The 26,639-nt window shown below is 44.9% G+C and carries 32 protein-coding genes; 17 read left to right on the forward strand and 15 right to left on the reverse strand.

The window, feature by feature from the left end:
- Window positions 1–64: 64 nt before the first annotated feature.
- A complete protein-coding gene (locus tag ACYX4N_RS17390) occupies window positions 65–1,135 on the forward strand; it encodes a trypsin-like peptidase domain-containing protein (protein WP_179982451.1) in 1,071 nt (356 codons plus the stop codon).
- 147 nt (window positions 1,136–1,282) lie between these two features.
- On the opposite strand, the gene murA is transcribed toward ACYX4N_RS17390, so the two are convergent.
- The 7 genes from murA to mlaF all read right to left on the reverse strand — a co-directional run bounded on the left by murA (window position 1,283) and on the right by mlaF (window position 5,990).
- Window positions 1,283–2,545 (reverse strand): UDP-N-acetylglucosamine 1-carboxyvinyltransferase, encoded by a 1,263-nt coding sequence (gene murA, locus ACYX4N_RS17395; protein WP_476054937.1) that lies wholly within the window; start codon window positions 2,543–2,545, stop codon window positions 1,283–1,285.
- A 12-nt stretch (window positions 2,546–2,557) separates the two neighbouring features.
- Window positions 2,558–2,815, reverse strand: coding sequence for a BolA family protein (locus tag ACYX4N_RS17400; protein ID WP_012517351.1), 258 nt, complete (start codon window positions 2,813–2,815; stop codon window positions 2,558–2,560).
- Window positions 2,816–2,844: 29 nt separating this feature from the next.
- The gene (locus ACYX4N_RS17405; protein WP_118490198.1) at window positions 2,845–3,153 is read right to left on the reverse strand and encodes an STAS domain-containing protein; all 309 of its coding nucleotides are present in this window, start codon (window positions 3,151–3,153) and stop codon (window positions 2,845–2,847) included.
- Complete coding sequence (locus tag ACYX4N_RS17410) at window positions 3,150–3,815, reverse strand: MlaC/ttg2D family ABC transporter substrate-binding protein (RefSeq protein ID WP_474853736.1); 666 nt, start codon at window positions 3,813–3,815, stop codon at window positions 3,150–3,152. The genes ACYX4N_RS17405 and ACYX4N_RS17410 overlap by 4 nt, the downstream gene beginning before the upstream one ends.
- Before the next feature lie 118 nt (window positions 3,816–3,933).
- Complete coding sequence (mlaD, locus tag ACYX4N_RS17415; RefSeq protein WP_012517348.1) at window positions 3,934–4,407, reverse strand: outer membrane lipid asymmetry maintenance protein MlaD; 474 nt, start codon at window positions 4,405–4,407, stop codon at window positions 3,934–3,936.
- A 9-nt stretch (window positions 4,408–4,416) separates the two neighbouring features.
- A complete protein-coding gene (gene mlaE, locus ACYX4N_RS17420) occupies window positions 4,417–5,193 on the reverse strand; it encodes a lipid asymmetry maintenance ABC transporter permease subunit MlaE (RefSeq protein ID WP_476054939.1) in 777 nt (258 codons plus the stop codon).
- Entirely contained in the window at window positions 5,190–5,990 is an 801-nt protein-coding gene (gene mlaF, locus ACYX4N_RS17425) for a phospholipid ABC transporter ATP-binding protein MlaF (RefSeq protein WP_476054940.1), read from the reverse strand. The genes mlaE and mlaF overlap by 4 nt, the downstream gene beginning before the upstream one ends.
- A gap of 583 nt (window positions 5,991–6,573) precedes the next feature.
- Between mlaF and ACYX4N_RS17430 the strand changes: the two genes are divergently transcribed.
- From ACYX4N_RS17430 to mgtE, 12 genes are all read left to right on the forward strand, one after another.
- On the forward strand, window positions 6,574–7,530 hold the full coding sequence (locus tag ACYX4N_RS17430; RefSeq protein WP_118490202.1) for a calcium/sodium antiporter: 957 nt from the start codon (window positions 6,574–6,576) through the stop codon (window positions 7,528–7,530).
- A 2-nt stretch (window positions 7,531–7,532) separates the two neighbouring features.
- Window positions 7,533–8,513 (forward strand): KpsF/GutQ family sugar-phosphate isomerase, encoded by a 981-nt coding sequence (locus ACYX4N_RS17435; RefSeq protein WP_476054941.1) that lies wholly within the window; start codon window positions 7,533–7,535, stop codon window positions 8,511–8,513.
- A complete protein-coding gene (gene kdsC, locus ACYX4N_RS17440; protein ID WP_476054942.1) occupies window positions 8,514–9,062 on the forward strand; it encodes a 3-deoxy-manno-octulosonate-8-phosphatase KdsC in 549 nt (182 codons plus the stop codon). It abuts the gene before it with no gap.
- The gene (gene lptC / locus ACYX4N_RS17445) at window positions 9,059–9,637 is read left to right on the forward strand and encodes an LPS export ABC transporter periplasmic protein LptC (protein ID WP_474827690.1); all 579 of its coding nucleotides are present in this window, start codon (window positions 9,059–9,061) and stop codon (window positions 9,635–9,637) included. The genes kdsC and lptC overlap by 4 nt, the downstream gene beginning before the upstream one ends.
- The gene (lptA, locus tag ACYX4N_RS17450) at window positions 9,606–10,151 is read left to right on the forward strand and encodes a lipopolysaccharide transport periplasmic protein LptA (protein ID WP_474808590.1); all 546 of its coding nucleotides are present in this window, start codon (window positions 9,606–9,608) and stop codon (window positions 10,149–10,151) included. The genes lptC and lptA overlap by 32 nt, the downstream gene beginning before the upstream one ends.
- A gap of 2 nt (window positions 10,152–10,153) precedes the next feature.
- On the forward strand, window positions 10,154–10,879 hold the full coding sequence (gene lptB, locus ACYX4N_RS17455; RefSeq protein WP_118490207.1) for an LPS export ABC transporter ATP-binding protein: 726 nt from the start codon (window positions 10,154–10,156) through the stop codon (window positions 10,877–10,879).
- Between the two features lie 73 nt (window positions 10,880–10,952).
- Window positions 10,953–12,434, forward strand: a complete 1,482-nt coding sequence (locus ACYX4N_RS17460) for an RNA polymerase factor sigma-54 (protein ID WP_476054943.1) — start codon at window positions 10,953–10,955, stop codon at window positions 12,432–12,434.
- A 30-nt stretch (window positions 12,435–12,464) separates the two neighbouring features.
- Window positions 12,465–12,752: a ribosome hibernation promoting factor gene (gene hpf, locus ACYX4N_RS17465; protein WP_012517338.1), complete on the forward strand. Its 288-nt coding sequence runs from the start codon at window positions 12,465–12,467 to the stop codon at window positions 12,750–12,752.
- 13 nt (window positions 12,753–12,765) lie between these two features.
- Window positions 12,766–13,209, forward strand: coding sequence for a PTS IIA-like nitrogen regulatory protein PtsN (gene ptsN / locus ACYX4N_RS17470; protein WP_474808596.1), 444 nt, complete (start codon window positions 12,766–12,768; stop codon window positions 13,207–13,209).
- Between the two features lie 83 nt (window positions 13,210–13,292).
- Window positions 13,293–14,138, forward strand: a complete 846-nt coding sequence (rapZ, locus tag ACYX4N_RS17475) for an RNase adapter RapZ (RefSeq protein ID WP_474808598.1) — start codon at window positions 13,293–13,295, stop codon at window positions 14,136–14,138.
- Entirely contained in the window at window positions 14,138–14,410 is a 273-nt protein-coding gene (locus ACYX4N_RS17480) for an HPr family phosphocarrier protein (protein WP_474808600.1), read from the forward strand. The genes rapZ and ACYX4N_RS17480 overlap by 1 nt, the downstream gene beginning before the upstream one ends.
- A 173-nt stretch (window positions 14,411–14,583) precedes the next feature.
- Window positions 14,584–15,942, forward strand: coding sequence for a magnesium transporter (gene mgtE, locus ACYX4N_RS17485; RefSeq protein ID WP_474808602.1), 1,359 nt, complete (start codon window positions 14,584–14,586; stop codon window positions 15,940–15,942).
- A 54-nt stretch (window positions 15,943–15,996) separates the two neighbouring features.
- On the opposite strand, the gene ACYX4N_RS17490 is transcribed toward mgtE, so the two are convergent.
- Window positions 15,997–16,749, reverse strand: coding sequence for a response regulator transcription factor (locus tag ACYX4N_RS17490; RefSeq protein WP_476054944.1), 753 nt, complete (start codon window positions 16,747–16,749; stop codon window positions 15,997–15,999).
- Window positions 16,750–16,973: 224 nt separating this feature from the next.
- Here ACYX4N_RS17490 and ACYX4N_RS17495 point away from each other — a divergent pair, with 224 nt between their 5' ends.
- On the forward strand, window positions 16,974–17,789 hold the full coding sequence (locus ACYX4N_RS17495; protein ID WP_476054945.1) for a spondin domain-containing protein: 816 nt from the start codon (window positions 16,974–16,976) through the stop codon (window positions 17,787–17,789).
- A gap of 12 nt (window positions 17,790–17,801) precedes the next feature.
- Window positions 17,802–18,650 (forward strand): spondin domain-containing protein, encoded by an 849-nt coding sequence (locus ACYX4N_RS17500; protein ID WP_476054946.1) that lies wholly within the window; start codon window positions 17,802–17,804, stop codon window positions 18,648–18,650.
- 275 nt (window positions 18,651–18,925) lie between these two features.
- Here the strand turns inward: ACYX4N_RS17500 and ACYX4N_RS17505 are convergent, their stop codons facing one another.
- The 7 genes from ACYX4N_RS17505 to rplM form a co-directional block, all read right to left on the reverse strand.
- The gene (locus ACYX4N_RS17505) at window positions 18,926–19,399 is read right to left on the reverse strand and encodes a ClpXP protease specificity-enhancing factor (RefSeq protein WP_474808610.1); all 474 of its coding nucleotides are present in this window, start codon (window positions 19,397–19,399) and stop codon (window positions 18,926–18,928) included.
- Window positions 19,396–20,028, reverse strand: a complete 633-nt coding sequence (gene sspA / locus ACYX4N_RS17510) for a stringent starvation protein SspA (RefSeq protein WP_012517332.1) — start codon at window positions 20,026–20,028, stop codon at window positions 19,396–19,398. Before sspA ends, ACYX4N_RS17505 begins: the two co-directional genes overlap by 4 nt.
- A 167-nt stretch (window positions 20,029–20,195) precedes the next feature.
- The gene (locus ACYX4N_RS17515; protein ID WP_014948333.1) at window positions 20,196–20,930 is read right to left on the reverse strand and encodes a cytochrome c1; all 735 of its coding nucleotides are present in this window, start codon (window positions 20,928–20,930) and stop codon (window positions 20,196–20,198) included.
- The gene (locus ACYX4N_RS17520) at window positions 20,927–22,192 is read right to left on the reverse strand and encodes a cytochrome b (protein ID WP_110288466.1); all 1,266 of its coding nucleotides are present in this window, start codon (window positions 22,190–22,192) and stop codon (window positions 20,927–20,929) included. The genes ACYX4N_RS17515 and ACYX4N_RS17520 overlap by 4 nt, the downstream gene beginning before the upstream one ends.
- 5 nt (window positions 22,193–22,197) lie before the next feature.
- Window positions 22,198–22,827: a ubiquinol-cytochrome c reductase iron-sulfur subunit gene (petA, locus tag ACYX4N_RS17525; RefSeq protein ID WP_118490220.1), complete on the reverse strand. Its 630-nt coding sequence runs from the start codon at window positions 22,825–22,827 to the stop codon at window positions 22,198–22,200.
- A 436-nt stretch (window positions 22,828–23,263) separates the two neighbouring features.
- Window positions 23,264–23,656 (reverse strand): 30S ribosomal protein S9, encoded by a 393-nt coding sequence (rpsI, locus tag ACYX4N_RS17530; RefSeq protein ID WP_014948330.1) that lies wholly within the window; start codon window positions 23,654–23,656, stop codon window positions 23,264–23,266.
- Between the two features lie 12 nt (window positions 23,657–23,668).
- On the reverse strand, window positions 23,669–24,097 hold the full coding sequence (rplM, locus tag ACYX4N_RS17535; RefSeq protein ID WP_012517329.1) for a 50S ribosomal protein L13: 429 nt from the start codon (window positions 24,095–24,097) through the stop codon (window positions 23,669–23,671).
- A 494-nt stretch (window positions 24,098–24,591) separates the two neighbouring features.
- Between rplM and ACYX4N_RS17540 the strand changes: the two genes are divergently transcribed.
- Together ACYX4N_RS17540 and ACYX4N_RS17545 are read left to right on the forward strand one after the other, a co-directional pair.
- Window positions 24,592–25,242, forward strand: coding sequence for a tetratricopeptide repeat protein (locus tag ACYX4N_RS17540; RefSeq protein ID WP_476054947.1), 651 nt, complete (start codon window positions 24,592–24,594; stop codon window positions 25,240–25,242).
- A 210-nt stretch (window positions 25,243–25,452) separates the two neighbouring features.
- The gene (locus tag ACYX4N_RS17545) at window positions 25,453–26,619 is read left to right on the forward strand and encodes a hydroxymethylglutaryl-CoA reductase (RefSeq protein ID WP_476054948.1); all 1,167 of its coding nucleotides are present in this window, start codon (window positions 25,453–25,455) and stop codon (window positions 26,617–26,619) included.
- The last annotated feature ends 20 nt before the right edge of the window (window positions 26,620–26,639 follow it).

Genomic DNA, 26,639 nt, shown 5'->3' on the forward strand with positions numbered 1-26,639 from the left:
TGAAGTAGTACCTCAATAACGGTACGTATGGAGTAAGTGCAACAGACAACAATAAGTGTGACTTGTGACTGGCCGCTCAATATTTAACTTCTTACTAAAATCTATCATCCTAGGCGTTGCCGTTGCGGCTCTACTGTTGATTTTTTTGCCAGAACTTAGGCAAGGTAAGGGGCTCGCCCAAGGCTTTTTTAATGAGCCATCTGTTAGCGCCAGTCGCGAAAGCTATTTTTCAGCGTTGAGCCGGTCCGCACCTGCTGTCGTGAACATTTATAGTGTTAGTATCGAAAACGGCTCAGGTCTATTTCGAAATCAATCTCGTGGGCGTACCAATTTGGGCTCTGGCGTTATCATGACAGAGAATGGCTACCTGCTTACCTGCCACCACGTTGTAGCCAATGCCGACAGTATTTACGTAGCAGTGCAAGACGGTCGTATTTTAGAAGCACAAATTGTAGGTACCGACCCACTCACTGACCTTGCCGTATTGAAAGTCACGGCTGACAACCTGCACATTATTCCTCAAGTTTCAGAACCCGATACCCATGTCGGCGACGTAGTAATGGCAATAGGCAACCCCTTCGACTTGGGGCAAACCATAACCCAAGGGATCGTAAGTAGAGCAGGTCGCAATGGCCTGTCGAACTATGTGGATTTCATTCAAACCGATGCTGTATTAAACCAAGGAAACTCGGGTGGTGCTTTGGTAGATAGTAATGGCATTTTACTGGGTATCACCAACGCCAATTTCCAGGTGCTAGATTCTAACAATCGCGCACGCAATGTAGATGGAATTAACTTCGCTGTTCCTTATGAACTGGCTAAGCGCGTTATGGATGAAATTATAAGTAATGGCCGAGTTGTGCGCGGTCAGCTTGGCTTTGTAGGCGGAGAGAACCGTAACCGACCAGGTATTGATGTACAAGCGGTAGCTAAAGGCAGCCCTGCCGACATTGCTGGTATTCGCCCTGGAGACATCATAGTAGCCATTGATGGTGTGCGTTTAGAAAGCGCCTCTAAAACGCTAGATATGATTGCTGAAACAGAGCCTGGTACTGAGCTTGAAATTGAACTTAGCCGCGATGGGCAATCCATTACGCTGACAGCAACTGTTGGAGAACTCCGAGCGGGACAATAGCCTTAGTAGCATTTACCAACAGTTAACGCTTAAACTTCTATAACGCTTGTAGAAAGCATCTGGGAAAAAATTAGGTAGTAAATTTTTATATATAAAAAAGCGCCGCATTGGAAAATGCGGCGCTTTTTCTTGTGCAAGGTATAAGGTTTACTCTTTAACTCGCTCGATGATGGCTCCTAAGCCACCCAATTTCTCTTCTATCGATTCATAACCACGATCTAAGTGGTAAATACGATTTACGTGAGTCTCACCGTCTGCGATAAGCCCAGCGATAACTAAGCTTGCTGAGGCGCGAAGGTCAGTAGCCATTACTGGCGCCCCTTTCAAGCTTGAGCTGCCCTTTGACACGGCTGAGTTAGCTTCAAGTGCGATTTCTGCGCCCATGCGTTGTAACTCTGGCACATGCATAAAGCGATTTTCAAAAATCGTTTCGGTAATTACGCCTGTACCTTCGGCTACGCAGTTTAGGGTAACAAACTGAGCCTGCATATCAGTAGGGAATGCTGGGTGTGGTGCAGTTTTAACACGCACAGCCTGAGGCTTACGCCCTTCCATATCTAGCTCAATCCAGTCTTCGCCTAAGGTGATTTTCGCACCAGCTTGCTCTAGTTTGTCTAGTACTGCATCTAACGTATCTGGTGCTGCATGGGTACAGCGAATTTTGCCGCCGGTTACGGCAGCCGCTACCAAGAAAGTACCTGTTTCAATGCGATCTGGCAGTACGGCATAATCACAACCGTTTAAGGTTTCTACACCTTCAATGGTAATTTTATCGCTTCCTGCACCTTTGATTTTGGCGCCCATCTGAATAAGACAGTTAGCCAAATCAACAATTTCAGGTTCACGCGCGGCGTTTTCTAAAATAGTCGTGCCGTCTGCCAACGCTGCTGCCATCAGAAGGTTTTCGGTAGCGCCTACACTCACCATATCCATAAAGATACGAGCGCCCTTTAGACGACCATCAACTTCAGCACGGATATAGCCTTCGTCTACTTCAATCTTTGCGCCCATCTTTTCAAGGCCAGTTAAATGAAGGTTTACAGGGCGTGCACCTATGGCACAACCACCGGGCAAAGACACATTCGCTTTACCCTGCTTAGCTAACAACGGGCCTAACACCAAAATTGAAGCACGCATGGTACGCACTAAGTCGTAAGACGCGGTCACACTTTCAAGTGTACTTGCATCAATAACAATATCGTTAGGCGCGGGAAGTGCTACTTCTACACCAAGCTCACGCAAAAGCGCAGTGGTGGTATTAATGTCTCTAAGACGAGGGACGTTAGTATAACGACAAGGGGAATCGGTAAGTAGGCTGGTCATCAACAGCGGCAATGCCGCGTTTTTTGCACCAGAGATACGCACTGTACCGTTAAGTGCAGGGCTCTTTTTAATTACGAGTTTATCCACGAGCAGCGCCTATTATTGAGGAATGTTGAACTGGCGCTCGCGCTCCCAGTCTTTTACTGAAAACGTCTTGATAGTAATCGCATGCATGCTGCCGTCCGCAATTTTATCAGCTAAAGGCGCGTACACTGCCTGCTGGCGCTTTACGCGGCTCATTTCGTTGAATGCATCGCTTACCGCAATGATGTTAAAATGCGAACCTTCACCTTTTACGTGGACTTCGTGAAGATCTAACGCATCTTTCAAGATTTTTTCAATTTCAGACAATTCCATAACTTACTTCTTAATTCGCTTAATGGTGTTTATTCTACGGGTAAAAAGCTATCCGCGTCGCTAATTTTCGCAAGCTTTTGTAGCTTCTCGGGCATTTTATACAGGGTCATGCTAACACCATTTTGCTTTGCATCCCTAACAGCATTAATAAGCCATGCTAAACCTGCACTGTCTGCACGCTCCACATCGCCTAAATCAACTTGGCACTTTTTATTACTAACCAATGTGCTACGTTGGTTGCCGCTCAAACTTTCCCAAAAATTTTTCGACAGCGTTTCACGGTCTAATTGACCGTGAACCACTATTCTACCTGTATCATTTACCTCGAACAGGCTCACTCAGCCTCTCCTTCGATTTCAATTGGCTCGCCTTGCTTTAGCTCTACCGGCTTGCCAATTTTATCGCGCATTAGTGCGATAACTGCATCAATGCCATCTTGTCGAAGAATTGATTCAAACTCACTGCGCTTACTGTTTAGCATGCTGATGCCTTCAGCAACCATATCGTAGGCTTTCCACTCGTTCGTTTTACTGTCTTTACGAACTTTAAACGCAATTTTAATTTCAGGGCGGCTTGGGTCTTGAACGACCGCGCGCACGGTTACTGATTTTTTGTCATCAAAAGAAGACTCAGGCTCAAAGATAACTTCTTGATTGTCGTAGTAGCCCATTGCTACAGCATATGTAGTTACCAGATATTGACGGAAAACACTGATGTACTCACCCATCTTTTCTTGAGGCACAGATTTAAAATGTTTACCTAGTACCATAAATGCCGCGAATTTGTAGTCAATGTGCGGCACCAACTCTTCTTCCATAATAGTGCGTAGCATTTCAGGGTCAGCTTTAATTTCAGCCTGATTCGCTTTAATTCGCTCGAATGTGCGGTTAGCCACATCCTGAACTAACTCATAGGGGTTTTGCTCATTAACTTCTTGCGCATTGGCTATGCCTGCTACAGACAACATAAAGATGCCAATCGCTACCATAAACTTTTTCAAAATAACTCTCCTAACTTCAAACTCTTTTAAGCAGACCTGATAATGAGGTATTTAGTTTCATCAGGCCGCTGGAATTGATTGACGACTTCGTTATATACGCTCAGTCGCTATGTTGCGATTAGTCTTCGTCGCTACCGCGGTTAAATAAGAACTGCCCGATAAGGTCTTCAAGTACCAACGCTGACTTCGTATCCTGTAGGTAATCACCATCTTGTAAATTGGCGACACCGTCAAAAGAAAACCCTGGCTGGAAACCTACGTATTGCTCACCTAATAAACCCGAGGTCAAAATAGACACCGAGCTTGTTTCAGGAAAGCCGTTGTATTCATTTAAAATAGATAGCTCTACTACCGGTGTGAAATCTTCTTGATCTAGTGAAATAGATGACACTCGACCAACGGTTACACCGCCGACTTTCACAGCAGAGCGAGGCTTTAATCCACCAATGTTGTCGAACTTCGCGTATAACGTATAGGTATCGCCTTCTGTTGCGACCGTTTGGTTTGCAACTTTAAGTGCCAACAATAACAAAGCACCTATCGTAAGCATGACAAACACACCAACCATGACTTCCGTTTTATACTTACTCATTCCAATCCCCTACTCGATACCAAACATAAGGGCGGTAAGCACGAAGTCCAGCCCTAATACTGCTAATGATGAATAGACCACCGTCTCGGTAGTCGCTTTGCTGATCCCTTCCGATGTTGGAATAGAATCGTAACCTTTAAATATGGCAATCAACGTCACAACCAAGGCAAAAACGAGGCTTTTTATTACGCCGTTTATAACATCTTGATTCCAGTCAACGGTTGACTGCATGATTGACCAGTAGCTGCCTGCATCAACACCTAACCAGTCTACGCCGACTAAATGACCGCCTAAAATACCAATGGCACTAAAGATAATGGCTAGCATAGGCATAGCTAACATTCCCGCCCAAAAACGAGGAGCAACTATGCGCCTTAGTGGGTCTACTGCCATCATTTCCAAACTACTTAACTGCTCGGTGGCTTTCATAAGGCCAATTTCAGCGGTCAACGCTGACCCGGCACGCCCAGCAAAAAGCAATGCGGTGACTACCGGACCAAGTTCTCGTAAAAGAGAAAGCGCAACCATGGGGCCTAAGCTACCCTCTGCACCGTAATCCACTAGAATGGTATAGCCTTGCAGCGCCATTACCATGCCAATAAATAGGCCAGAAACCATGATGATCAGTAACGACTGAACACCCACTACATAAAGCTGTTTGATAACCAGCGGAACATTTTTAACTCGGGGAACAGCGATGAGTGCGCCAAACAGCATGAGTGCTGCTCGACCAATCGCAGTAACTTTTCCTATAGTTTTAGCGCCTAATGATTGGAAGAACTTCATTTATCTGCCCCCAGAAAGCTTGCTTTCAGGTCTGGCGCTGGGTAATGAAATGGAACCGGGCCATCTGCTTTACCTTTTAAGAATTGCTGAACCAATTCGGAATCACTTTCTTTAATTTGCTGCGCAGTACCTTCACCAATGACGCGTTTATCCGCCAAAATGTAAATATAATCAGCGATGGTCAGCACTTCCGTTACGTCATGGGTCACGACAATGCTAGTTAAGCTGAGTGCATCATTGAGCTCTCTAATAAGCTTTACCAGCACGCCCATGGATATGGGGTCTTGTCCCGCAAAAGGCTCATCGTACATAATTAAATCGGGGTCTAGCGCTATTGCCCTAGCGAGCGCGGCCCTGCGCGCCATTCCACCAGAAAGTTCGCTCGGCATTAATTGCGCGGCGCCTCTCAAACCTACGGCCTGTAGCTTTAAAGCGACAATAGTAGCTATCAAGTCTTCTGATAGATCAGTATGCTCGCGAAGCGGAAACGCCACATTGTCGAACACGCTCATGTCAGTGAATAGCGCACCGCTTTGAAAAAGCATGCTCATTCTACGACGGGTTTCGTAAAGAGACTTTCTCGACATAGAGACAATTGAATCGCCGTCGAATTTTACGTCGCCTTCATCTGGCGTTAACTGCCCGCCAATAAGGCGTAGCAGCGTGGTTTTACCTATCCCACTTGGCCCCATTACCGCAGTAATTTTGCCTTTAGGTACCTTCAATGAAATCCCATCATAAATGATGCGATCTGCGCGTTTAAAGGTTAGGTTATCTACTTCAACTAAATGATCCATAGTTACTTAAATGTCGACCCCTGACGCTGGATTAATTTCGTTTTTAACGGCAATATCAATCCACTTAGAAAATATTAAAGTGTATGAGCGATGTGCATATTCAATTTCTATGCCTTCACAAACATAACTCATAAAGTTTACTGAACAGTTTACTTTTAAGAGCCAACAAATTCAAAAAAGTTTACTCTGCAGTGTAGTTTTTTATGTTTACAGCCTGGCTTGTCTAGTAGACATGCCCACTGGGCTGCGTAATTTGGTGCCATTGTACGCTTTTTCAAGACACTCGCCAAAGTCAAAAAGTTACAAGTTATGTTCGATTAAGACGAATAATAGGTATCCCGCGCTGAAGTGATACCAATGCCTCAGCTAATTCTTATAGGCCGCTCCAATTAACATCCTATTTGGTTGTTTATTAACTGAAACTGAACGCCTTTGGCAGACCGATGAAGGCCAATTTAACTTTCGCTAGCGGCAGAAATTTACGGCAATTGGCCTTATTTGATGAAAATAAAGCATTACGAGCATAGGCAAATGGCACTCTTTTTGCGACAATCTATCGAAATACTAACTATTACAGGTTGTTGTGCTTTTAAACATTGTCATTTTTCTGGTTGGGCTGATTGTCTTAAGTTGGAGTGCAGACCGTTTTGTGTACGGTGCTTCCGCACTAGCAAAGAACATCGGCATCTCTCCTATGATGATCGGATTAACGATTGTCGCTATGGGCTCTTCGGCACCTGAAATTGTGGTTTCCGCTATTGCCTCTGCCAATGGCAATATGAACACAGCCGTGGGTAATGCCCTTGGTTCAAATATAACTAATATCGCGCTGGTGTTGGGTGTAACCGCCTTAGTGAAACCACTGCTTGTTTCGTCTACAACGCTTAAACGTGAACTTCCTGCGCTTCTCATTATCTCATTAATCGCAATCGGCTTTATGTTCGATGGCGAGCTGAAGTCTTACGAAGGGATAATTCTACTAGGCCTTTTTATTTTTGTTTTAGCAATGATGGCTTGGTTATCGCTACAAGTAGATAAAGAAGACCCGTTGGTTGCAGAGACCGCAGATGAAATCCCTAAAGGCGTTTCTAATACATCTGCACTTATCTGGATTGGTGTTGGCCTTGTTGTATTACCTTTAAGTGCCCACTTCCTTGTAAACTCAGCCGTGGAAATTGCCAGATACATGGGAATTTCTGATTTGGTTATTGGGTTGACGATTATAGCGTTTGGCACAAGTCTTCCTGAATTAGCGGCAAGTGTCGCAGGTGTGCTTAAAGGTGAAGATGATTTAGCACTGGGTAATATTATTGGTTCTAATATTTTCAACCTGCTAGCCGTGCTCGGTATGCCAGGCTTAATTGCCCCAGGCCTGCTAGACCCTGACGTTTATAACCGAGACATGTACGTTATGCTTGGTTTGACCTTGCTGTTGTTCTTGTTCAGCTTCGATTTAATTGGAAAGCGTACAATATCAAGAACCAATGGATTCATACTTCTGGCTTGCTTTATCGGCTACCAATACTGGCTGTTCGGATAATCATGAATACACAAACTCAGATGCACTATATTGAATCGGCGAAGCGCGTTATCGACATTGAAACGCAGGCTATTGCCAACCTTGCAGAGCGCTTAAATGATGACTTTATCACTGCATGCAACATTCTCTTCAACTGTAAGGGAAAAGTGGTTGTAAGCGGTATGGGAAAATCTGGACATATCGGTAATAAAATTGCGGCTACGCTAGCCAGTACAGGTACTCCAGCGTTCTTCATGCATCCCGGTGAAGCCAACCATGGCGACTTGGGTATGCTAAGCAAAGGAGATGTGCTATTAGCCATCTCTAATTCTGGTGAAACCAATGAATTAGTTAACTTGCTGCCCGTTGTTAAGCGCTTAGGTATACTGGTAGTGGCAATGACCAACAGTGCCGATAGTTCGTTAGGACAACACGCAGATGTAGTGCTGGATATTAGTGTAGAAAAAGAAGCGTGTTCATTGGGTCTGGCGCCCACATCAAGCACAACGGCCACACTGGTTATGGGTGATGCCCTAGCGGTAGCGCTGCTTGACCAAAAGGGCTTCACTTCAGACGACTTTGCCCTGTCACACCCCGGCGGAAGTTTAGGCAGAAAACTGCTGCTTAAAGTGAGTGATATCATGCTAAGTGGCAGCGATATCCCACTAGTAAATTTAAATGCAACTGTTGCTGATGCACTTTTGGAAATTTCCAAAAAGGGCCTAGGCATGACTGGTGTTATCGCACCCGATGGTTCGTTAACAGGCGTGTTTACTGATGGTGATTTACGCCGAATACTCGACGCTCGTGTAGATGTACACAGTGCGACAGTAGAAGATGTAATGACCAAAGGCGGCAAAACAACCACAGCAGATCAGCTAGCTGTAGAAGCCCTAAATCTAATGGAAACCCATAAGATAAGCGCATTGATGGTTACCGATGAAAAGCGCAACCCTGTCGGAGCCTTCAATATGCATATGCTTTTGAAAGCGGGGGTACTTTAAATGACGACAACTCTATACACCGATTTAGACCAAGCACTTTTTGAGCAGTTGGCAAATATTAAGTTACTGGTTTGTGACGTGGATGGCGTATTTTCAGACGGTCGCATTTACTTGGGCAACGACGGTGAAGAACTTAAAGCTTTTCACACCCGAGACGGATATGGCGTGAAAGCCTTGGTAAGTAATGGTGTTAACGTCGCCGTGATAACAGGGCGTCGCTCAGCAATTGTAGAAAACAGAATGAAGGCGCTAAACGTAGCACACATTATTCAGGGTGAAGAAAACAAAGCTGACGCCCTCGGCGAATTAATGAAAAGCCTAGGGTTGAACTCAAGCGAAGTTGCCGCCGTAGGAGACGATATGCCCGATACAGGTATGTATCAGCAGGTAGCGGTAAAAATTGCGGTTGCCGATGCTCACCCTTTTGTTGCAAAGCAAGCGAACTGGATCACCACACTTCCGGGTGGATTTGGCGCAGTTCGAGAAATATCGGACACCATTTTGCAAGCTAAAGGCGTTGCAAATGATATTTTCGGAGCTAGTGTATGAGCCAGTTTGGCTTCAATCGCTTAGGTTTAAGTATATCGGCGCTATTTATCTTAGCTATGCTTATGTACATCCCAACGTGGATGGAAGAGCAGCCTGAAACTCAAGGTAGTAGCGAAAATGATGCGCTCAAGCCTGCCTACAAGGCCAAAAACTTAACAACAACCTTGTACAACCAAGACGGTGAGTTAAATCACAAAGTCTTTGCAGAGTCGATGGAGCATTACGACCAATTAGGCTTTGTTTTATTCCAACAACCTAAATATACCCTTTATACAGAAAGCGCTTCATCACCTTGGGTTGTTACTGCGCAGGAAGGAACGCTTTATAACAATGAATTAATTCAGCTTGAAGATAGCGTTGTTATTGAAAATCAAACCAGCGATGATTTTGTCAAAAGTTTATCCACGGAATACATCCAGATAAATTTAGACACGAAACAAATGACATCTGATCAACCCGTTGAGATACTGGGTACGCAATATCTTATTTTAAGCAATGGGTTTAACGCGAATTTACGCACACAAGAATACGAGCTTTTAGATCATGTACAAACGACTTATTCCCCTAGCAACTAGCCTTCTACTTGCCATCGCTAGCGGTGCGGTAATAGCCAGTGAAGAAGATTTTTCACAACCCATTAAGATAGGGTCAAACACCCAATTTATTGATGGTAAAAACAAAACCGCGCTGTACAAGGAAGATGTACTTATTACCCAAGGTTCACTCCTAATCGAAGCTGATGAAGTAGAAGTAATAGCTACAGATGGCAGCGGCCGTGAAATATTTATCGCCCGTGGCAACCCTGCTAGCTATTCTCAATCACTAGAAGACGGTACACCGGTATCAGCGAAAGCCAATGAAATTCGCTATGAAGTAATTAATCGCACTATTTCTCTGGCGGGTAATGCTGAGCTACAGCAAGATACCAGTAAAGTGCAAGGTGATAAGATTACGTTCGATATGATTACGGAACAATTGCTTGCAACGGGTGGTGCCGGTGAAGATGGTGAAGGTCGTGTAACCACAGTATTTACTCCTGACACCATTCGTAAAACATCGTCTAAGAAAGACAACGAGGACAATGAATAGCAATGGCAACTTTGAGCGCTAAAAACCTTGCTAAATCGTATAAATCGCGACAGGTTGTTCGCGATGTAAGCCTTTCAGTGTCTACCGGTCAAATTGTTGGTCTTCTCGGCCCTAACGGCGCTGGTAAGACCACCACTTTTTACATGATTGTAGGCTTAGTCAACTTAGACAAAGGCAAGATCGAAATTGATGATAATGAGCTTACTCACCAGCCAATGCATGAGCGCGCACGCCGCGGTATAGGCTACCTCCCGCAAGAGGCATCAATATTTAGAAAGCTTACGGTACATGAAAATATCATGGCCATTTTGCAAACCCGTAAAGATTTAAATTCACAGCAGCAAGAAGAAGAAGCAGATGCCCTACTTGATGAATTTAATATCAACCATATACGTAATAGTACGGGCATGAGCTTGTCAGGGGGAGAACGGCGTCGCGTAGAGATTGCTCGAGCTCTGGCAGCAAAACCACAATTTATTTTGTTAGACGAACCATTTGCCGGTGTTGATCCAATATCAGTTAATGATATAAAGAAGATAATACAGCATCTGCGAGATAGGGGTATTGGTATCCTTATCACGGACCATAACGTACGCGAAACATTGGATGTTTGCGAAAAAGCGTACATTGTGAGTCATGGCGAGCTTATTGCGCAAGGAACTGCGGAACAGGTTTTAAGTAATCAAAAAGTAAGGGACGTATACCTAGGCGAACAATTCAGGCTATAGTTAGTGTAACCGAATTGTCATTTTTCAGTTTCGCTCTGGTATATTTAATTTAGAGCATTTAAATAAGACGTAGATGAAACCATCTTTACAGCTAAAATTTAGCCAACAACTTACCATGACACCTCAGCTTCAGCAGGCTATTAAACTGCTGCAGCTTTCTACGCTTGATCTCCAGCAAGAGATACAAGAAGCCCTCGATTCTAATCCGCTTTTAGAAGTGGAAGAAGGTAACGACGAGCCACAAGTAGAAAAGAATAATGTCGATAGTGACGATAGCGCTGCTGAAGCGACCGCTTCTGCATCAAGCGATACGCTAGAAGCAGGAGATGCACTGGAGAAGAATGATCTTCCCGATGAGCTACCTATCGACAGTACCTGGGATGAGTATTATTCGGCTTCTTCCGCGCCTGCACCTGGCCCATCTAATGATGATGAACAAATCTTCCAAGGTGAGACCACAGAAGACATCCAAGAACATCTTCTTTGGCAAATGCGCCTCACTCATTTTTCAGATACTGACCGCGCTATCGCTACAGCAATCATCGACTCAATTGACGAATCAGGTTATTTAACCGTTACTCTTGACGACATCTTAGAAGCGGTCAACGACGATGATCTAGAAGAGCCTATCGAAATGGACGAAATAGAGTGTGTGCTTAAGCGCATTCAAATGTTCGACCCCATTGGTTCAGGTTCTCGTACACCTCAAGAGTGTCTTATGGTGCAATTGCGCCAGTTTTCAGAAGACACACCGTGGCTTGCTGAAGCGAAGCAGCTTATTGAGGAATATTCAGACTTACTGAGCAGTAAAGACTACCGCACGCTAATGCGTAAGAGCCGATTGAAAGAAGATCAGCTGCGCGAAGCAATGCGTTTACTTCAAACCTTGAATCCTCGCCCAGGTAGTGCTTTAGTTACTAAAGAGCCTGAGTACGTTATTCCTGATGTCTCAGTAACCAAGAAAAATGGCCGTTGGGTGGTTGAGCTGAACCCCGACAGTCTGCCTAAATTAAGCGTAAACCAACAGTACGCAGCGATGAGTCGTCGTGCCAAGAACAGCAGCGATTCACAATTCATCCGCTCACACATGCAAGAGGCCAAGTGGTTCATAAAGAGCCTTGAATCTCGCAACGATACCTTAATGAAGGTTGCAAATTGCATTGTGCAGCAGCAAATGGGCTTTTTTGAGCACGGCCCGGAAATGATGAAACCAATGGTGCTAAATGATGTCGCAGAAATGGTAGATATGCACGAATCGACTATTTCGCGTGTAACAACGCAGAAGTATATGCATACGCCCCGTGGCATCTTCGAATTGAAGTATTTCTTCTCAAGCCACGTAGCAACAGAGTCAGGTGGTGAGTGTTCATCTACAGCGATTCGTGCATTGATCAAGAAGTTAGTGGCTGCGGAAAATCCTAGCAAGCCGCTAAGTGATAGCAAGATTGCTTCATTGTTGGCCGAGCAAGGCATAAAAGTCGCTCGGCGAACAATAGCAAAATACCGGGAATCATTGTCGATCCCGCCGTCGAACCAACGCAAAAGCCTTATTTAAACGGGCTTAATAATATAAGGAAGACGAAATATGCAAATCAACCTTACTGGTCATCATGTCGAAATCACCGACTCTTTGCGTAATTATGTCGATACGAAGTTCAGCAAACTTGAACGTCACTTTGATCACATTTCTAATGTGCATGTCATCCTGAACGTTGAAAAATTAAATCAAAAAGCTGAAGCGACTGTTCATTTAAGTGGCGCTGAAGTATTCGCATCCTCAGAAAATACCGACATGTATGCGGCGATTGACAGCATGGTTGATAAACTCGACCGGCAGGTAATCAAGCATAAGGAAAAACTGAAAAAACATTAGTAGTTAATTGAGCATGGATATACAAGCCATCGTAAGTCTGGACCGCACCGAGTGTGCGGTTCAGTGTAATAGTAAAAAGCGAATTCTTGAGATCATCGCTGATATCGCTGCCAAGCATAACGACAACATCGACCAGGCAACGGTTCTAAATAGCTTGATGGCTCGAGAACGTATGGGTAGCACGGGTATTGGTAACGGGATAGCACTGCCTCACGGTCGCTTGGCCGGCCTTGAGAAGGTAATAGCAATCGTTGTAACAAGTACACCAGCTATCAACTTTGATGCCCTAGACGAAAAGCCCGTAGACATATTCTTTGCTCTTCTCGTTCCCGAAGAGCAAACCGAAGGACACCTTCAGACACTGGCTACCGTAGCCGGTAAGCTAAGCGACAAAGAAACGATTAAAACAATACGTCGTGCAACAACCAGCGACGAAATTATTTCTGCATTAAGTTAAACAAAAAGTGCCTACACCTCATAGGTAGGCGCTTTATTCGACAACTCGTATGTGATGAAACCAGAATATAAGGGAGAGTTTAGGTGAAGCTGATCATAATCAGTGGTCGTTCGGGGTCTGGTAAGTCTGTCGCACTTCGCGCATTGGAAGACTTAGGTTATTACTGTGTTGATAATATCCCAGTAAATTTGCTTCCCACCCTCACCCATACTGTTGTTGATGAATACGATCAAGTTGCGGTAAGTATTGACGTTAGGAACCTACCCAAAAACCCTGACGACTTGGTAGAGATTCTAGACTACCTGCCTTCTTCTTGGTCGATGACTATAGTGTACATTGACGCAAGCGATGACGTTCTGGTTAAGCGTTTTAGCGAAACTCGCCGTCTTCACCCTTTAGCTAAGCTAAATAAGTCTCTATCGGAGGCTATTAGGGCGGAGTCTGCGCTTCTTGCGCCAATTACTGAACGCGCCGATTTATACCTAGATACAGACAAGCTAACAATACATCAACTCGCCGAATTGATCCGTGAACGTATATTGGGTAAGAAAAGTTCACGCCTTGTTCTTGTCTTTGAGTCGTTTGGCTTTAAACACGGCATACCTAAAGATGCTGACTACGTTTTTGACGCGCGTTTTTTACCTAACCCGCATTGGGAGCCAGACCTTAAACACTTAACTGGGTTAGATGCCCCCGTGGAAGTATTTTTAGGCTCACAACCCGTAGTAACCAAATTTATTTGGCAGATTCAAAACTTGATGACCACATGGCTTCCCCATTTAGAACGCAACAATAGAAGCTATGTGACTGTGGCTATCGGTTGCACTGGCGGCCAACACCGCTCAGTCTATATTGCCCAAACCTTGTCGAAAACGTTCAGCGAAATACACCCTGATGTTCAAATTCGTCACAGAGAGTTGAACCAGTAATGACTATTCAAAAAACGCTTACAATCGTCAATAAACTAGGCTTACACGCCAGAGCAGCCACGCAATTGGTTAAGCTTGCTAATCAGTTTCATGCCAAAATCATTTTGAAAAAAGGCGATAAAGAAGCCGATGCAAGCAGCGTCTTAGGCTTGATGATGCTGGAAAGTCACCAAGGTGAACAGGTAGATGTTATTGTCGATGGTGATGATGCGGTCGATGCACTTGCTGCCATTGAAGAGCTGATTGAGGGCAGATTTAACGAAGACGAATAGTCTCAACCCGAATATCTCTTGACGAATTAATCAACAGCTAGCTTAGTAATTCCAAATTCTTGCGTAAAAGCCACGCAATTATCATGACAGACTTAATATAATTGCGATATTCTACGCACACTTAGGCTACACAGCCTTTATTTTCCATATCAGCTTAGTAGGAATAACGCCTTATGGCAGAAGCGCTTGTTTCTAAATACGTACAAACCCAATTACGCGCACTTAACGCAGCGTTGATAAACGGTCAATTTGTATCTGTACGTAAGCTTCTGCTTGAACTTCCCCCTTCAGACGTTGCGCATATTCTCGAATCTAGCCCTAGCAGGACCCGTGATGAGTTGTGGGAGCTAATTGATAGCGACTTTCACGGTGATATTTTAGAAGAACTCTCTGATGATGTTCGAAACGGTATTATCACAAAGATGCTCCCCGCCAATGTGGTTGATGCACTTGAAGAAATGGATACCGATGACTTGGCAGAAACGCTGAGTAGCCTTCCTGAACCTGTGTTGGCAGACATTCTTGATTCAATGGATGCACAAGACCGCGTACGTGCAGAGCAGGCGTTGTCTTACGGTGAGGAAACCGCTGGTTTCATCATGAACACCGATACCATTACCTTGCGTCCAGATGTAACCATTGATGTGGTTCTTCGCTACATTCGCTTAAAAGGTGAGTTACCAGAAAATACGGACACCTTCTATGTGGTCAATAGAACCGATAATCTGGTCGGTATCATCCCTGTGGCCCGTCTTCTCACCGCAGATACCGACGACAAAGTGTCTGATGTCATGGACGAAGAATCAGAGGCGATTCCGGTAAACATGCCCGACGATGAAGTGGCAAGCCTGTTTGAGCGTTATAATTGGCTTTCAGCGCCGGTAGTTGATGAAAATCATCGCTTAGTTGGGCGAATTACCATTGATGACGTGGTTGATATCATTCGTGAAGACGCCGAACACTCAATGATGAGTATGGCGGGTCTTGATGATGATGAAGATACCTTTGCACCGGTTATGCAAAGTACTAAACGCCGCTCCGTCTGGCTGGCAGTAAATTTAGTGACTGCGCTAATGGCAGCAATGGTAAGTGACTTATTTGAAGCCACGCTAAGCCAGCTTGCCGTATTAGCCATATTAAATACTATCGTACCGAGCATGGGCGGCGTGGCTGGTAACCAGACACTAACCCTTGTTATTCGGGGTATGGCGCTCGGTCATGTAAATGCCAGTAACTCGCGTTGGCTTATCAGTAAAGAAATCTCGATTGGCTTTTTAAATGGGGCAATTTGGGCAGTGCTTATTGCCTCTGTTATCGCACTTTGGAAGCAAGATTACATGCTGGGCGTTATTATCGCCTTTGCGATGATGGTAAACATGATTGCGGCAGCGCTTGCCGGCGCAACTTTACCCATGATCATGAAGCGCCTTAAAATAGACCCAGCGCTTGCTGGAAGCGTTATTCTAACTACGATAACAGATGTAGTTGGTATCTTTGCCTTTTTAGGTACGGCAACGCTGTTTTTAATTTAAGCCTAAAAAATAATCATCCTTAATTAGGATCTAGCGATTTTTGATATTATGCGCTCAGGCAATTAACGAATTGGCTGTATACCCATTAATATTCAGTTTGTATCCGACACCCCATACGGTTTGTACTAGCTGTCCGCCATTTTCAATACTGTTAACCTTATCGAGTTTACTGCGTAGACGATTAATATGGGTGTTTACCGTATGTTCGTACCCTTCGTGATTATAGCCCCACACCTCGCTAAGTAGTTGGTTGCGAGAAAAAACCTGATTGGGATGACGACAGAAATAATTCAACAAGGTAAATTCGCGTGCCGTTAATGTCAGCAATTGCCCATTAATCGTCACGCTGTGATAACGCAAGTCGACGCTAAGCGGGCCTATCTCGATACGCTCGTCACTACCACCGGAAGCTCTCGTGTTTTCATGGTTAGGCATACTTCTACGCATATGAGAGCGAATACGTGCCGAAAACATGCGTTCGTCAAACGCACCAGTAAGGTAGTCATCAACACCCGCTTCATAATAATTTGCTTCATCTACCTCCGAGCAGGCCGTATTTGCTGTCGACATCTCACTTTCGACAGCCACTACCCAGCTTTCGGAGTTAGCGTCTACGAGAGTTTTAATACGCTGCAGGCACATCTCGTTTCGTACCGATTCAACGATTATAAGTGAATAATGTTGTGCTTTTAGCAAGGATTCTGCTGATTGAAAATTAGAGACTGCGTCATAAAGAAAACTATGCTTGCTCAAACATTGCGATATGTTTTGTTGAAACTTATTCCCGCTGTAGATGATAAGGATCATAACTCGCTCCTAATTCGCCGATAAAAAACAAGACCCGACCCTCCGTGTTTTTATTTCACATTAATATCAATTTTTTTGATTGATAAACAAGCACTAAAAATTTCTAACAATATTGTTATTCATCGATACAAATCTGTGCGTTTTTTGTGATAGTTCTGTGATGAATTAAAAATTTTACTGCCCTAAATTTTTATGCGATTTAAGCCATAAACAAGGACAATAAGATGAAATTCACTAAACTTGCTAGCGCTACCCTACTGTCGCTAGCAACAATTTCAGTAAGCCAAGCCGTTACCTTAGATGTTGAAATTACTAATTTAACCCAAGCGCAAAGCTTTACGCCGCGCCTAGTTATTGCGCACGATGACACCGTTGACGCTTTTGAAGTGGGCCAGCCAGCTTCATCGGCGTTAGCCTGGCTTGCGGAAGCGGGGGTTATTGATGATGAGCAAAACGCTGATTCAAGCGGCGCTAACTTTGAGGCTTTATTGGGTCCTGTCGATACAGACAATGGCTCAAACACATGGCATCGTTTTGGCGGTCTTCTAGCCCCGAAAGCAACATTAAGTTATCCCTTCGACACAATGGACAAGCCTTATCTTTCACTGCTGTCTATGCTGATACCGACCAATGATGCCTTTGTAGGTATGGACAGTATTGAAATCCCTACTGAACCTGGCACCTATACGTATTATTTAAATGCTTACGATGCCGGTACTGAGTTAAACGATGAGCTAAATAGTGCTCGTACTGACGTTGTTGAAGCTGGGACAGGAAATGCGCTGGGTGGATATAGTGTTCCTGGTGTCGCTGGCGGCGGTGCGCCTACTCGTATCGTCGACTTAGGTACAGGTGGCACTGGTGTGGGGGCACAGGTAGTTAATGGTGAAATAGAAGATGGTGAAGATGGCCCGGTACACATTCACCGCAATGCGCTTGGTGATACTGATAGCGCCGCTGGTGCCAGTGATCTGGACTCTACCGTACACCGTTGGTTGAACCCAGTAGCACGTGTAGTTATTACTGTTCCTGCATCTTAAGGAGCCAATACAATGAATAATCCAATAATTAAACTCAGTACGTTATTGATGCTTTCAGCACTTCTTGCTGCCTGCGGCGACGATGGTGATACAGGCCCTCAAGGACCCGCTGGCCCACAGGGGGAAGCAGGTACTGACGGACAGGATGGCGCAGACGGCCAAGACGGTTCGGACGGGCAAGATGGTATAAATGGTAATTCAGCGGTTTATACCGTACAAATTACCAACTTAACTTACTCTCAGCCCTTTGCTCCTGCCGCCGTCATCTTGCATGAGTCAGGCTTCCATTCATTTAGTGAGGGCGAGCCAGCTAGCATGGGCATTGAAATTATGGCTGAGGGCGGTGATCCGTCTATGGTCATTACTGAAGCCATGGACTCCACGGACTTTTTGGATGCGCAAAACTCTGGGAGCATATTGGGCCCTCGTTCAATGGGCACAGAACTAACCCTTGTGGTTCCAGAACTCGACGCTGACGACCTGCGTCTTACAGTAACGACCATGTTGGTTAATACCAACGATGCGTTTACTGGCTTAAATGCAGCTAACGTAAGTAACATGGCAGTGGGTGATGTGAAAACATTCATGACAGTGACTTGGGACGCAGGTACAGAGGCCAATACAGAAACAGCAGCCACAATGCCGGGCCCTGCCGCAGGAACAGCAGGTGGTGGCGGAGAGGCAGCGGGTTATGATGTAGTTAGGGACGACCTTGCCGATGCAGTAAGGCTCCATCAAGGTGTGGTAACCAGTGCAAACGCAAATGACCCAAGCCGTGAAGGTTTGTCAACGTCCGTACTAACCGAAGCCCATCGCTTTGATTTTCCGACAAGTCGTGTAGTGATAACGCGAACTCGTTAATAAATTTATAGCGAATCAGCCACTTTAGCGCCCTATTACTTATAAGTAATGGGGTGCTTTCGTATTTATCAGAACGCAAGTTTTTTTGTTTGGACACTTAGTTGCGAGGCTTCAAATACAAGCGTCGAAGTGGGAGCAAAACATTAGATAAGGCGAGTGTGAAGATAATAGCTGGCTCTGCTTAAGCGAATAGCTTTGCAAAGCCAGACTACGTCAATACACTGAAAGTTTTTAAATAGCGGCCATGAAAATAGCCCAGTTAGCTACTTAAGTAGCTATTTAATAACCTTTAGGCTCGGCTTGCCTTTTTTAGGCGGAACCGGCGCATCTTGAATGTCGCCTGAGTCAGCATCTTCTAGCGGCGTTGGTCCGCTCGGTTGAGACACATCTTCAGATGTTTCAGTACGCTCTTGCTGCGCACGAGCCACATCTTCTTCGGTGGCAAATACAGTACCTGCACCGTTTTCCCTTGCGTATATAGCCATCACAGCTTCACAAGGCATACTCAATCTTCTGGGCTGCCCAGAAAAACGTGCTTGAAAAGACAAGCCGTCTAAATCAAGAGAGAAGTTCACACATGCGCTTGGCGATACGTTTAAAACAATTTGGCCGTCTTTAACAAATTCTTGCGGCACTTCAACTAATTCGTTAGTTGCATCAACCACAATATACGGCGTTAAATCGTTATCAACAATCCACTCATAAAAAGCCCTAAGCAAATAGGGCTGGTTAGACGTCATAGATGTCATAGCGGGTTGTGGATCTCACGCTCTTGGTCAGTCAAAGACGCTTTAAATGAGCTACGAGAGAAAATACGGTTCATGTAAGCGTTAATTTCTTTGCTGCCGGCACCGTTTAGTTCAATACCTAGTGCAGGTAAACGCCATAATAGCGGAGCAAGGTAGCAATCAACTAAGCTGAACTCTTCGCTCATAAAGTAGGGCATCTCACCAAATACAGGCGCAAGTGATAGCAAGGCTTCACGCAGCTCATTACGTGCTGCTTCTACGTCACCTTCACCACGGAAGATACGAGCAGCAAGCGAGTACCAATCTTGCTCAATGCGGTGCATCATAAGACGGCTTTGGCCACGTGATACAGGGTAAACCGGCATTAGTGGTGGATGAGGGAAACGCTCATCAAGGTATTCCATAATGATATGCGACTTGTAAAGTACAAGCTCGCGATCAACTAGAGTTGGAACAGTACCGTAAGGGTTAAGCTCCAACAGATCTTCAGACAGGTTGCTAGGATCTGTGTAGCTGATTTCAACACCCACACCTTTTTCTGCCAACACAATGCGCACCTGGTGGCTATAAATATCAATTGTGTCAGAGAACAACGTCATAATAGAACGTTTATTCGCGGCTACGGCCATTCAATTTCCTCCGTCGAGAAACAAGTTTACGCTTACAAACGGTAAGCTTATTACGATAACTCGTGCTACCTGAACACTCTATACAAAAGGGTTTTCAGGTAGCACGAGTAAATACCAAAAAAGGGGGCGAGAAGCCCCCTTTTCATATTATACATAAATCTGTGCGATTAGTGCACTTCTCGCCAGTATTCTTTCTTCAGTAAGTAAACAAATACAAACAATACTGCGATAAAGATAAGTACCCACTTGCCGATTTTGTGAGATTCAAGTTTTGAAGGCTCACCCGTGTACTCTAGGAAGTTCACGATATCGGCAACAGCTTGGTCGTACTCGTCAGGAGACATTGCGCCAGTACCATCTGACTTAATGCCTACATAACGCTTAACCATCTCACCATCAACCATTTGCTCTTCATAAGTACGCGTTGGCGTGCCTTGAAGTGGTTGAAGTACGTGTGGCATACCCACTTCTGGGAATACTGTGTTGTTCACACCAAACGGGCGGCTCTCATCTACATAGAAAGAACGCAAGTAAGTGTAAATCCAGTCTTCACCACGAACACGCGCCACTAGGGTTAGATCTGGTGGAGCAGCACCAAACCAGCCAGCAGCAGCTTCTTCAGGCATTGCACGAGTGATATAGTCAGACACTTTTTCACCCGTAAACTGCAGGTATTCTTGGCCTAGTTCGTCAGGAATACCCAAATCTTGGAATGAACGCTGATAGCGCTGGTACTTCATTGAGTGACAGCCTAAGCAGTAGTTCATGAACAATTGTGCACCGCGTTGTAAAGACGCCTTATCGGTTAAATCGATAGGCGCTTTATCTAGGTGTACGTTCCCGCCTGCCGCAAGCGCTACGCCAGGTAGGAAGAAGGCTAAAAAGCACATCATTTTTTTCATTTAGAAATCCTCTCTGGCACAGGTTTAGTGTTTTCGTTTTTGCTGTACAAGAACAATGCAATGAAGAAACCGAAGTACATTACTGTAGCAACTTGCGACGCAATGATTTTCCAGTTTTCTTGTGGCGTACCACCTAGGTAACCCAGGAAGATAAACACAATTGCAAACACAATAAGGTTTACTTTGTGTAGACCACAGCGATAGCGCCATGACTTAACGCGACCACGGTCTAACCAAGGTAGAGCGAATAGCGCAGCAATTGCACCGAACATAGCTAGTACACCGAACAACTTATCAGGTACCGCTTTCAAAATTGCGTAGAACGGCGTGAAGTACCACACAGGGAAGATGTGCTCAGGTGTTTTCAACGGGTTAGCAATTTCAAAGTTAGGGTGCTCTAGGAATTTACCGCCCATTTCAGGGGCAAAGAACAGCACATAAGTAAATAGCGCTAAGAAAATACAGAATGCCACAAGGTCTTTAAGTACGATGTGTGGGAAGAACGGCAATACGTCATCAGCAATGTCGTACTTGCTTGTGTAGTATTCATGAATTTCATATTTAGTCTTTTCAGACTCTGGCAGTGAACCTTTCTTGTGCTTGATAGCAATACCATCAGGGTTGTTAGAACCCACTTCGTGAAGTGCGATAATGTGAAGGAACACAAGAATAACGATAACCAATGGCAACGCAATAACGTGTAATGCGAAGAAACGGTTTAGAGTTGCGCCAGAGATAACGTAGTCACCCTGTAGCCAGATTACCAAGTCAGGACCTACAACAGGGATAGCACCAAATAGCGATACGATTACCTGTGCACCCCAGTAAGACATCTGTCCCCAAGGTAGTACATAACCCATGAAAGCTTCTGCCATGAGTGCTAGGTAAATAAACATACCAAACACCCATAAAAGCTCACGAGGCTTCTGATAAGAGCCGTAAATCATGCCGCGGAACATGTGTAGATATACCACAATAAAGAACGCCGATGCGCCAGTACTGTGCATGTAACGAATGATCCAACCGTAGTCGATCTCACGCATGATGTATTCAACAGAAGCAAATGCACCTTCTGAAGATGGAACGAAGTTCATGGTCAACCAAATACCAGTAACAATTTGGTTTACCAAAACGATAGTAGCTAGAAAACCGAACACATACCAAAAGTTCATGTTCTTTGGAGCAGGATATTGAAGAGCGTGCATATTCGCAACGCGCATCATTGGGATGCGTTCTTCAATCCAACCTAGGAAAGCATTCATAATAATTAAGCCTCCGCTTCTGAACCGATGATGATGTTATTGTCATCAACGAATTGATATGGCGGTACAACTAGGTTTAATGGTGCCGGTACGTTTTGAAATACACGTCCTGCCATATCAAACTTAGAACCGTGGCATGGGCAGAAGAAACCATCTGGCACACCCTCAACCACTTCTTCGAAAGCGCCGTCTTTAAGGTGCTGTGGAGAGCAACCTAGGTGCGTACAGATACCCACTAGAATCAGGTATTCTTCTTTCATCGAACGGAAACGATTTTGAGCAAAAGTAGGTTGCTGCTCAGCTTCAGAGTTAGGATCTTTCAGCTTATCTTCGTGTGTGCCTAGTTCTTCAAGAATCTCAGGCGTACGACGTACAATCCATACAGGCTTGCTTCGCCACATTACACGTACTAATTGTCCAGGCTCAATCCCGCTGATATCTACTTCAACGTCAGCACCGGCGGCTTTCGCTTTGGCGCTTGGATTCCAGGACGCAATAAAAGGCACAGCAGCACCAACGACACCTACACCACCAACTACCGACGTGGCAACGGTCAAGAACCGACGACGAGTGTTGTTTTCTGGCTGGTTTTCATTGTGTGCAGACTCTGTTGCATCTACAGATACATTGCTCATCCACATTTCTCCAGGTTTGGATAATTATGATGTGTAACCCAAGCTTATACTGGTTTTATCACGCTTGCGTCATGCATCATATGGCTTGTCATGACAGCAACGTAACAGCAAAAATTTACTGGTTTACGAGGTCACGAAAGTTTTCAAAATTTTCGACCGCAAATGATAAAAGAAAAGCCCTTATAAACACAAGGTTTTACTGATATTTAAGCGATAATTTAATTCAATTAGTGTGTTTAGGTTTAGTGAGAGAAAAGCCTAAAATCAAGGTTTTGAAGAATATTTGGCGATATAGCACGCACAAATTAAACCTTTGTTATGAAATAAACGGCAAGATAGGCTTCAGCGCACTTTAGAAATCGACGCTCTATAATGAATTTCAAGCAATAAAAAACCCGGCATAAGCCGGGTTTTTGCAATACAAAAAACGTAAAAATTAACGCTTTGAGAATTGTGGACGCTTACGCGCTTTGTGTAGACCAACTTTCTTACGTTCAACGCGACGTGCATCACGAGTAACGAAGCCAGCTTTGCGAAGTGCTGGACGTAGTGCTTCATCATACTCCATAAGAGCACGAGTAAGACCGTGACGGATTGCACCCGCTTGACCGTTAGAACCACCACCTTTAACAGTGATGTATACGTCAAACTTTTCAGTCATTTCAACAAGTTCAAGTGGCTGACGAACAACCATGCACTCTGTTTCACGACCAAAGTACTCGTCAAGAGCGCGTTGGTTTACTTTAATGCTACCTGTGCCTGGACGTAGGAACACACGAGCAGTAGAACTTTTGCGGCGGCCTGTGCCGTAGTATTGAGTATCTGCCATGTTAATAGCTCCTTAAATGTCCAAAACTTGTGGTTGCTGTGCTGCGTGAGAGTGTTCTGCACCAGCGTAAACTTTCATTTTACGGAACATTGCGCGGCCTAGAGGGCCTTTTGGCAACATGCCTTTAACTGCTTTTTCAAGAACCATTTCTGGCTTGTGAGCAATTAGTTTTTCAAAGTTTGTCTCTTTAAGACCACCTGGGTAACCAGAGTGCGCATAGTACATTTTGTCTTGCGCTTTACGGCCTGTAACCGCAACTTTTTCAGCGTTGATTACGATGATGTAATCACCAGTGTCCACGTGAGGTGTGTACTCTGGCTTATGCTTACCACGAAGGCGTAGTGCGATTTCAGAAGCCAAACGGCCTAGAGTTTTGTCTGTGGCGTCTACCACATACCAGTCACGTTGTACCGTTTCTGGCTTAGCAACAAAAGTTTTCATTTTCAAATTCACCCGAATAATATCGTCGTTACTGATTTCTGAACACCAGAAATCACCTTAAAATCAACACAAAGACCCCTTCGAGCCGGCTGATTCTTCCACCTTCCCAAAGGTGGGCGTAACTGGGCAGGGCGCGAATTATACAGGAATTGAAGGAAATGCGAACCCCTAACAACAAAAAACATGGATAAAATTCCATCATCAGCCGATGACACAGAAACTGAGTTAATGTACTGTACGTCCGTTGCATTCAATTCTTCTAATAACTCTAATGAAAAGACCCCACTTTGTAGCTTCAGTTTTTATGCTGCTCACACTAACGAACCTATCGATCAGTTATTCCCTCCCTTCTAGAAAACGGGACAAGCAAACCGATATTGTTAACAATGGGTTGAACCAACTTCAGTATTAAATGCAGCCTTTCTTCACCTTTAGTGGCCACGCACTAATGGCCATATTATTTATCTAATTAAACTCTTTTATCTGGTATTTTCATGACAATAAAAAAACGACTTTCCTCACTTGTTATCGCAGGATTAGCATCAGCGGCACTTATCACTCCGGTAGCGGCGTCAGCCGACGAACTGCTTAAGCTTCAACACCAGTGGGCATCCGTGAACTATCAATTAGAGGGCGACTCGCAACTTAGCGCCTTTTCAGAACTTATCGAACAAGCTACAAAACTCGTAGAGCAATCTGAGAATAGTGCAGAGTCTCTTACTTGGCTGGCTATTTCTCAATCCAGCACAGCAAGTGCCAAAGGAGGATTGGGCGCCTTAGACTTTGCTAAAAGTGCGAAAGAAAATTTAGAGCGCGCCATTGAAAAAGAAGAATCAGTGCTAGACGGAACGGCATTAACCGTATTAGCCGCGCTTTATCACAAAGTGCCGGGCTGGCCTGTGAGCTTTGGTAGTGACAAAAAAGCTGAAAAGCTATTTAAGCGTGCACTGGAAATCAATCCTCAAGGAATGGACCAAAACTTCTTTTATGCCGAGTTTCTTTTCGACGATGGAGAATATGAAGAGGCCCAAGCGTTTTTAATCCGCGCTCAAAACGCGCCTGAAAAAGCCAACCGCCCTCTAGCAGATAAAAAACGCCGAGAAGAGATTGCTGCACTTCAAGCAAAATTGACTCAAAAAGCATAGCATCATCAGCAGTATGCGGCGCAGTCTCGCGTCGCTAGTGAGTTCGAAATAAGCAATGTCCTCTGTTTTTTTTGCGTGCAGAAAGGTGAATTTACTGCCTTTCTACATAAAAAGCGCATACATAGGCGACACTTATCGCCATGTATAAATTGTAAACAGTTTTCATTCGGTATCAGCACTCCTATTATTAAAGAAAAAGGAGTGGCCCCAATGCCTAAAATCCCACGTTCCTCAGACAACGACTATACCCATGACATGAGCCGAACACGCCGCGAATTTATTGCTCGCGAAACTGGCACTGAGTTAAACCACTTAGGACACTATTCAATCCCCCCCGAAACCTTGTCGGGAAACATTGAAAATTTTGCTGGTGTTGCACAGGTGCCTATTGGCTTTGCAGGCCCGATGCTAGTGAACGGAGAACACGCCAAAGGCGAGTTCTACGTTCCAATGGCCACAACAGAAGGTACGCTAACAGCCAGCTACAGCAGAGGCATGCGTCTAACAAGAGAAGCAGGCGGCATAACCACCACAGTTATTGACGACGCCATGCAGCGAGCGCCCATGTTTGCGTTTTCTAGCGCAAGAGAAGCCCTCGAATTTGGCAAGTGGGTTGAGCAAAACTTTGAAGCCATCAAACGTGCCAGTGATAACACCACCAGCGTGGGCAAACTAAGGGATATCGAGCAGTACGCTGCGTCTAAGCTTCGCTGGCTTAGGTTCAACTTTACCTGTGGCGATGCTGCTGGGCAAAACATGGTAAGCAAAGCCACTAAGGCAGGCTGCGAGTGGATACAGGCAAACTATTCGGGGCCCATTGAGCACTTTGTGCTGGCAGCAAACCTTGATACTGATAAAAAGCACTCGCACTTAAACTCGCTGCATACCCGCGGTAAGCGCGTTGTCGCAGAGATAACCTTGCCTAAACAACTTATGACAGACATTATGCATTGCCCGCCGGAGGCTTTGTTTAAACAGCGTCAATATTCAAATATGGGCGCGTTGATGGCCGGTAGTGTTAACAATGGTGCCCACTTCGCCAACGGCATTACCGCTATCTTTATTGCTTGCGGGCAAGATGTTGCTAACGTAGCTGAGTCGTCGGCGGGGTTTACCTACGCCGAAATTACGCCAAACGGCGACTATTACTTCTCTGTTACTATTCCATCGCTAATCGTTGCTACGTACGGTGGTGGAACCGGCTTAGCTACACAAAACGAATGTTTAAGCGTACTTGGCTGTACAGAAAGAGGTAGCGTTAACAAGTTTGCGGAAATTGTTGCGGCGACCGTGCTATGTGGCGATCTGTCTCTGGGCTCTGCTGTGGTAGCAGATGAATGGGTAAGCAGTCACGAGCGACTAGGTAGGAACCGTTAGAGCTAATGGATTGTCACAAT

The organism is Alteromonas sp. ABH4_452, assembly GCF_056311825.1.

What these genes read in the sequence shown, in the direction of transcription:
- ACYX4N_RS17460 (WP_476054943.1), top strand. Translation starts at nt 10,953, where the DNA reads ATGAAACCATCTTTACAGCTAAAATTTAGCCAACAACTTACCATGACA.
- ACYX4N_RS17480 (WP_474808600.1), top strand. Translation starts at nt 14,138, where the DNA reads ATGACTATTCAAAAAACGCTTACAATCGTCAATAAACTAGGCTTACAC.
- ACYX4N_RS17495 (WP_476054945.1), top strand. Translation starts at nt 16,974, where the DNA reads ATGAAATTCACTAAACTTGCTAGCGCTACCCTACTGTCGCTAGCAACA.
- mlaF (WP_476054940.1), bottom strand. Translation starts at nt 5,990, where the DNA reads ATGGATCATTTAGTTGAAGTAGATAACCTAACCTTTAAACGCGCAGAT.
- petA (WP_118490220.1), bottom strand. Translation starts at nt 22,827, where the DNA reads ATGAGCAATGTATCTGTAGATGCAACAGAGTCTGCACACAATGAAAAC.
- ACYX4N_RS17540 (WP_476054947.1), top strand. Translation starts at nt 24,592, where the DNA reads ATGACAATAAAAAAACGACTTTCCTCACTTGTTATCGCAGGATTAGCA.
- ACYX4N_RS17490 (WP_476054944.1), bottom strand. Translation starts at nt 16,749, where the DNA reads ATGATCCTTATCATCTACAGCGGGAATAAGTTTCAACAAAACATATCG.
- ptsN (WP_474808596.1), top strand. Translation starts at nt 12,766, where the DNA reads ATGGATATACAAGCCATCGTAAGTCTGGACCGCACCGAGTGTGCGGTT.
- mgtE (WP_474808602.1), top strand. Translation starts at nt 14,584, where the DNA reads ATGGCAGAAGCGCTTGTTTCTAAATACGTACAAACCCAATTACGCGCA.
- lptA (WP_474808590.1), top strand. Translation starts at nt 9,606, where the DNA reads ATGTACAAACGACTTATTCCCCTAGCAACTAGCCTTCTACTTGCCATC.
- ACYX4N_RS17400 (WP_012517351.1), bottom strand. Translation starts at nt 2,815, where the DNA reads ATGGAATTGTCTGAAATTGAAAAAATCTTGAAAGATGCGTTAGATCTT.
- ACYX4N_RS17500 (WP_476054946.1), top strand. Translation starts at nt 17,802, where the DNA reads ATGAATAATCCAATAATTAAACTCAGTACGTTATTGATGCTTTCAGCA.
- ACYX4N_RS17520 (WP_110288466.1), bottom strand. Translation starts at nt 22,192, where the DNA reads ATGAATGCTTTCCTAGGTTGGATTGAAGAACGCATCCCAATGATGCGC.
- ACYX4N_RS17515 (WP_014948333.1), bottom strand. Translation starts at nt 20,930, where the DNA reads ATGAAAAAAATGATGTGCTTTTTAGCCTTCTTCCTACCTGGCGTAGCG.
- kdsC (WP_476054942.1), top strand. Translation starts at nt 8,514, where the DNA reads ATGACGACAACTCTATACACCGATTTAGACCAAGCACTTTTTGAGCAG.
- mlaD (WP_012517348.1), bottom strand. Translation starts at nt 4,407, where the DNA reads ATGAGTAAGTATAAAACGGAAGTCATGGTTGGTGTGTTTGTCATGCTT.
- lptB (WP_118490207.1), top strand. Translation starts at nt 10,154, where the DNA reads ATGGCAACTTTGAGCGCTAAAAACCTTGCTAAATCGTATAAATCGCGA.
- mlaE (WP_476054939.1), bottom strand. Translation starts at nt 5,193, where the DNA reads ATGAAGTTCTTCCAATCATTAGGCGCTAAAACTATAGGAAAAGTTACT.
- ACYX4N_RS17545 (WP_476054948.1), top strand. Translation starts at nt 25,453, where the DNA reads ATGCCTAAAATCCCACGTTCCTCAGACAACGACTATACCCATGACATG.
- ACYX4N_RS17435 (WP_476054941.1), top strand. Translation starts at nt 7,533, where the DNA reads ATGAATACACAAACTCAGATGCACTATATTGAATCGGCGAAGCGCGTT.
- lptC (WP_474827690.1), top strand. Translation starts at nt 9,059, where the DNA reads ATGAGCCAGTTTGGCTTCAATCGCTTAGGTTTAAGTATATCGGCGCTA.
- hpf (WP_012517338.1), top strand. Translation starts at nt 12,465, where the DNA reads ATGCAAATCAACCTTACTGGTCATCATGTCGAAATCACCGACTCTTTG.
- rpsI (WP_014948330.1), bottom strand. Translation starts at nt 23,656, where the DNA reads ATGGCAGATACTCAATACTACGGCACAGGCCGCCGCAAAAGTTCTACT.
- ACYX4N_RS17505 (WP_474808610.1), bottom strand. Translation starts at nt 19,399, where the DNA reads ATGACATCTATGACGTCTAACCAGCCCTATTTGCTTAGGGCTTTTTAT.
- sspA (WP_012517332.1), bottom strand. Translation starts at nt 20,028, where the DNA reads ATGGCCGTAGCCGCGAATAAACGTTCTATTATGACGTTGTTCTCTGAC.
- rplM (WP_012517329.1), bottom strand. Translation starts at nt 24,097, where the DNA reads ATGAAAACTTTTGTTGCTAAGCCAGAAACGGTACAACGTGACTGGTAT.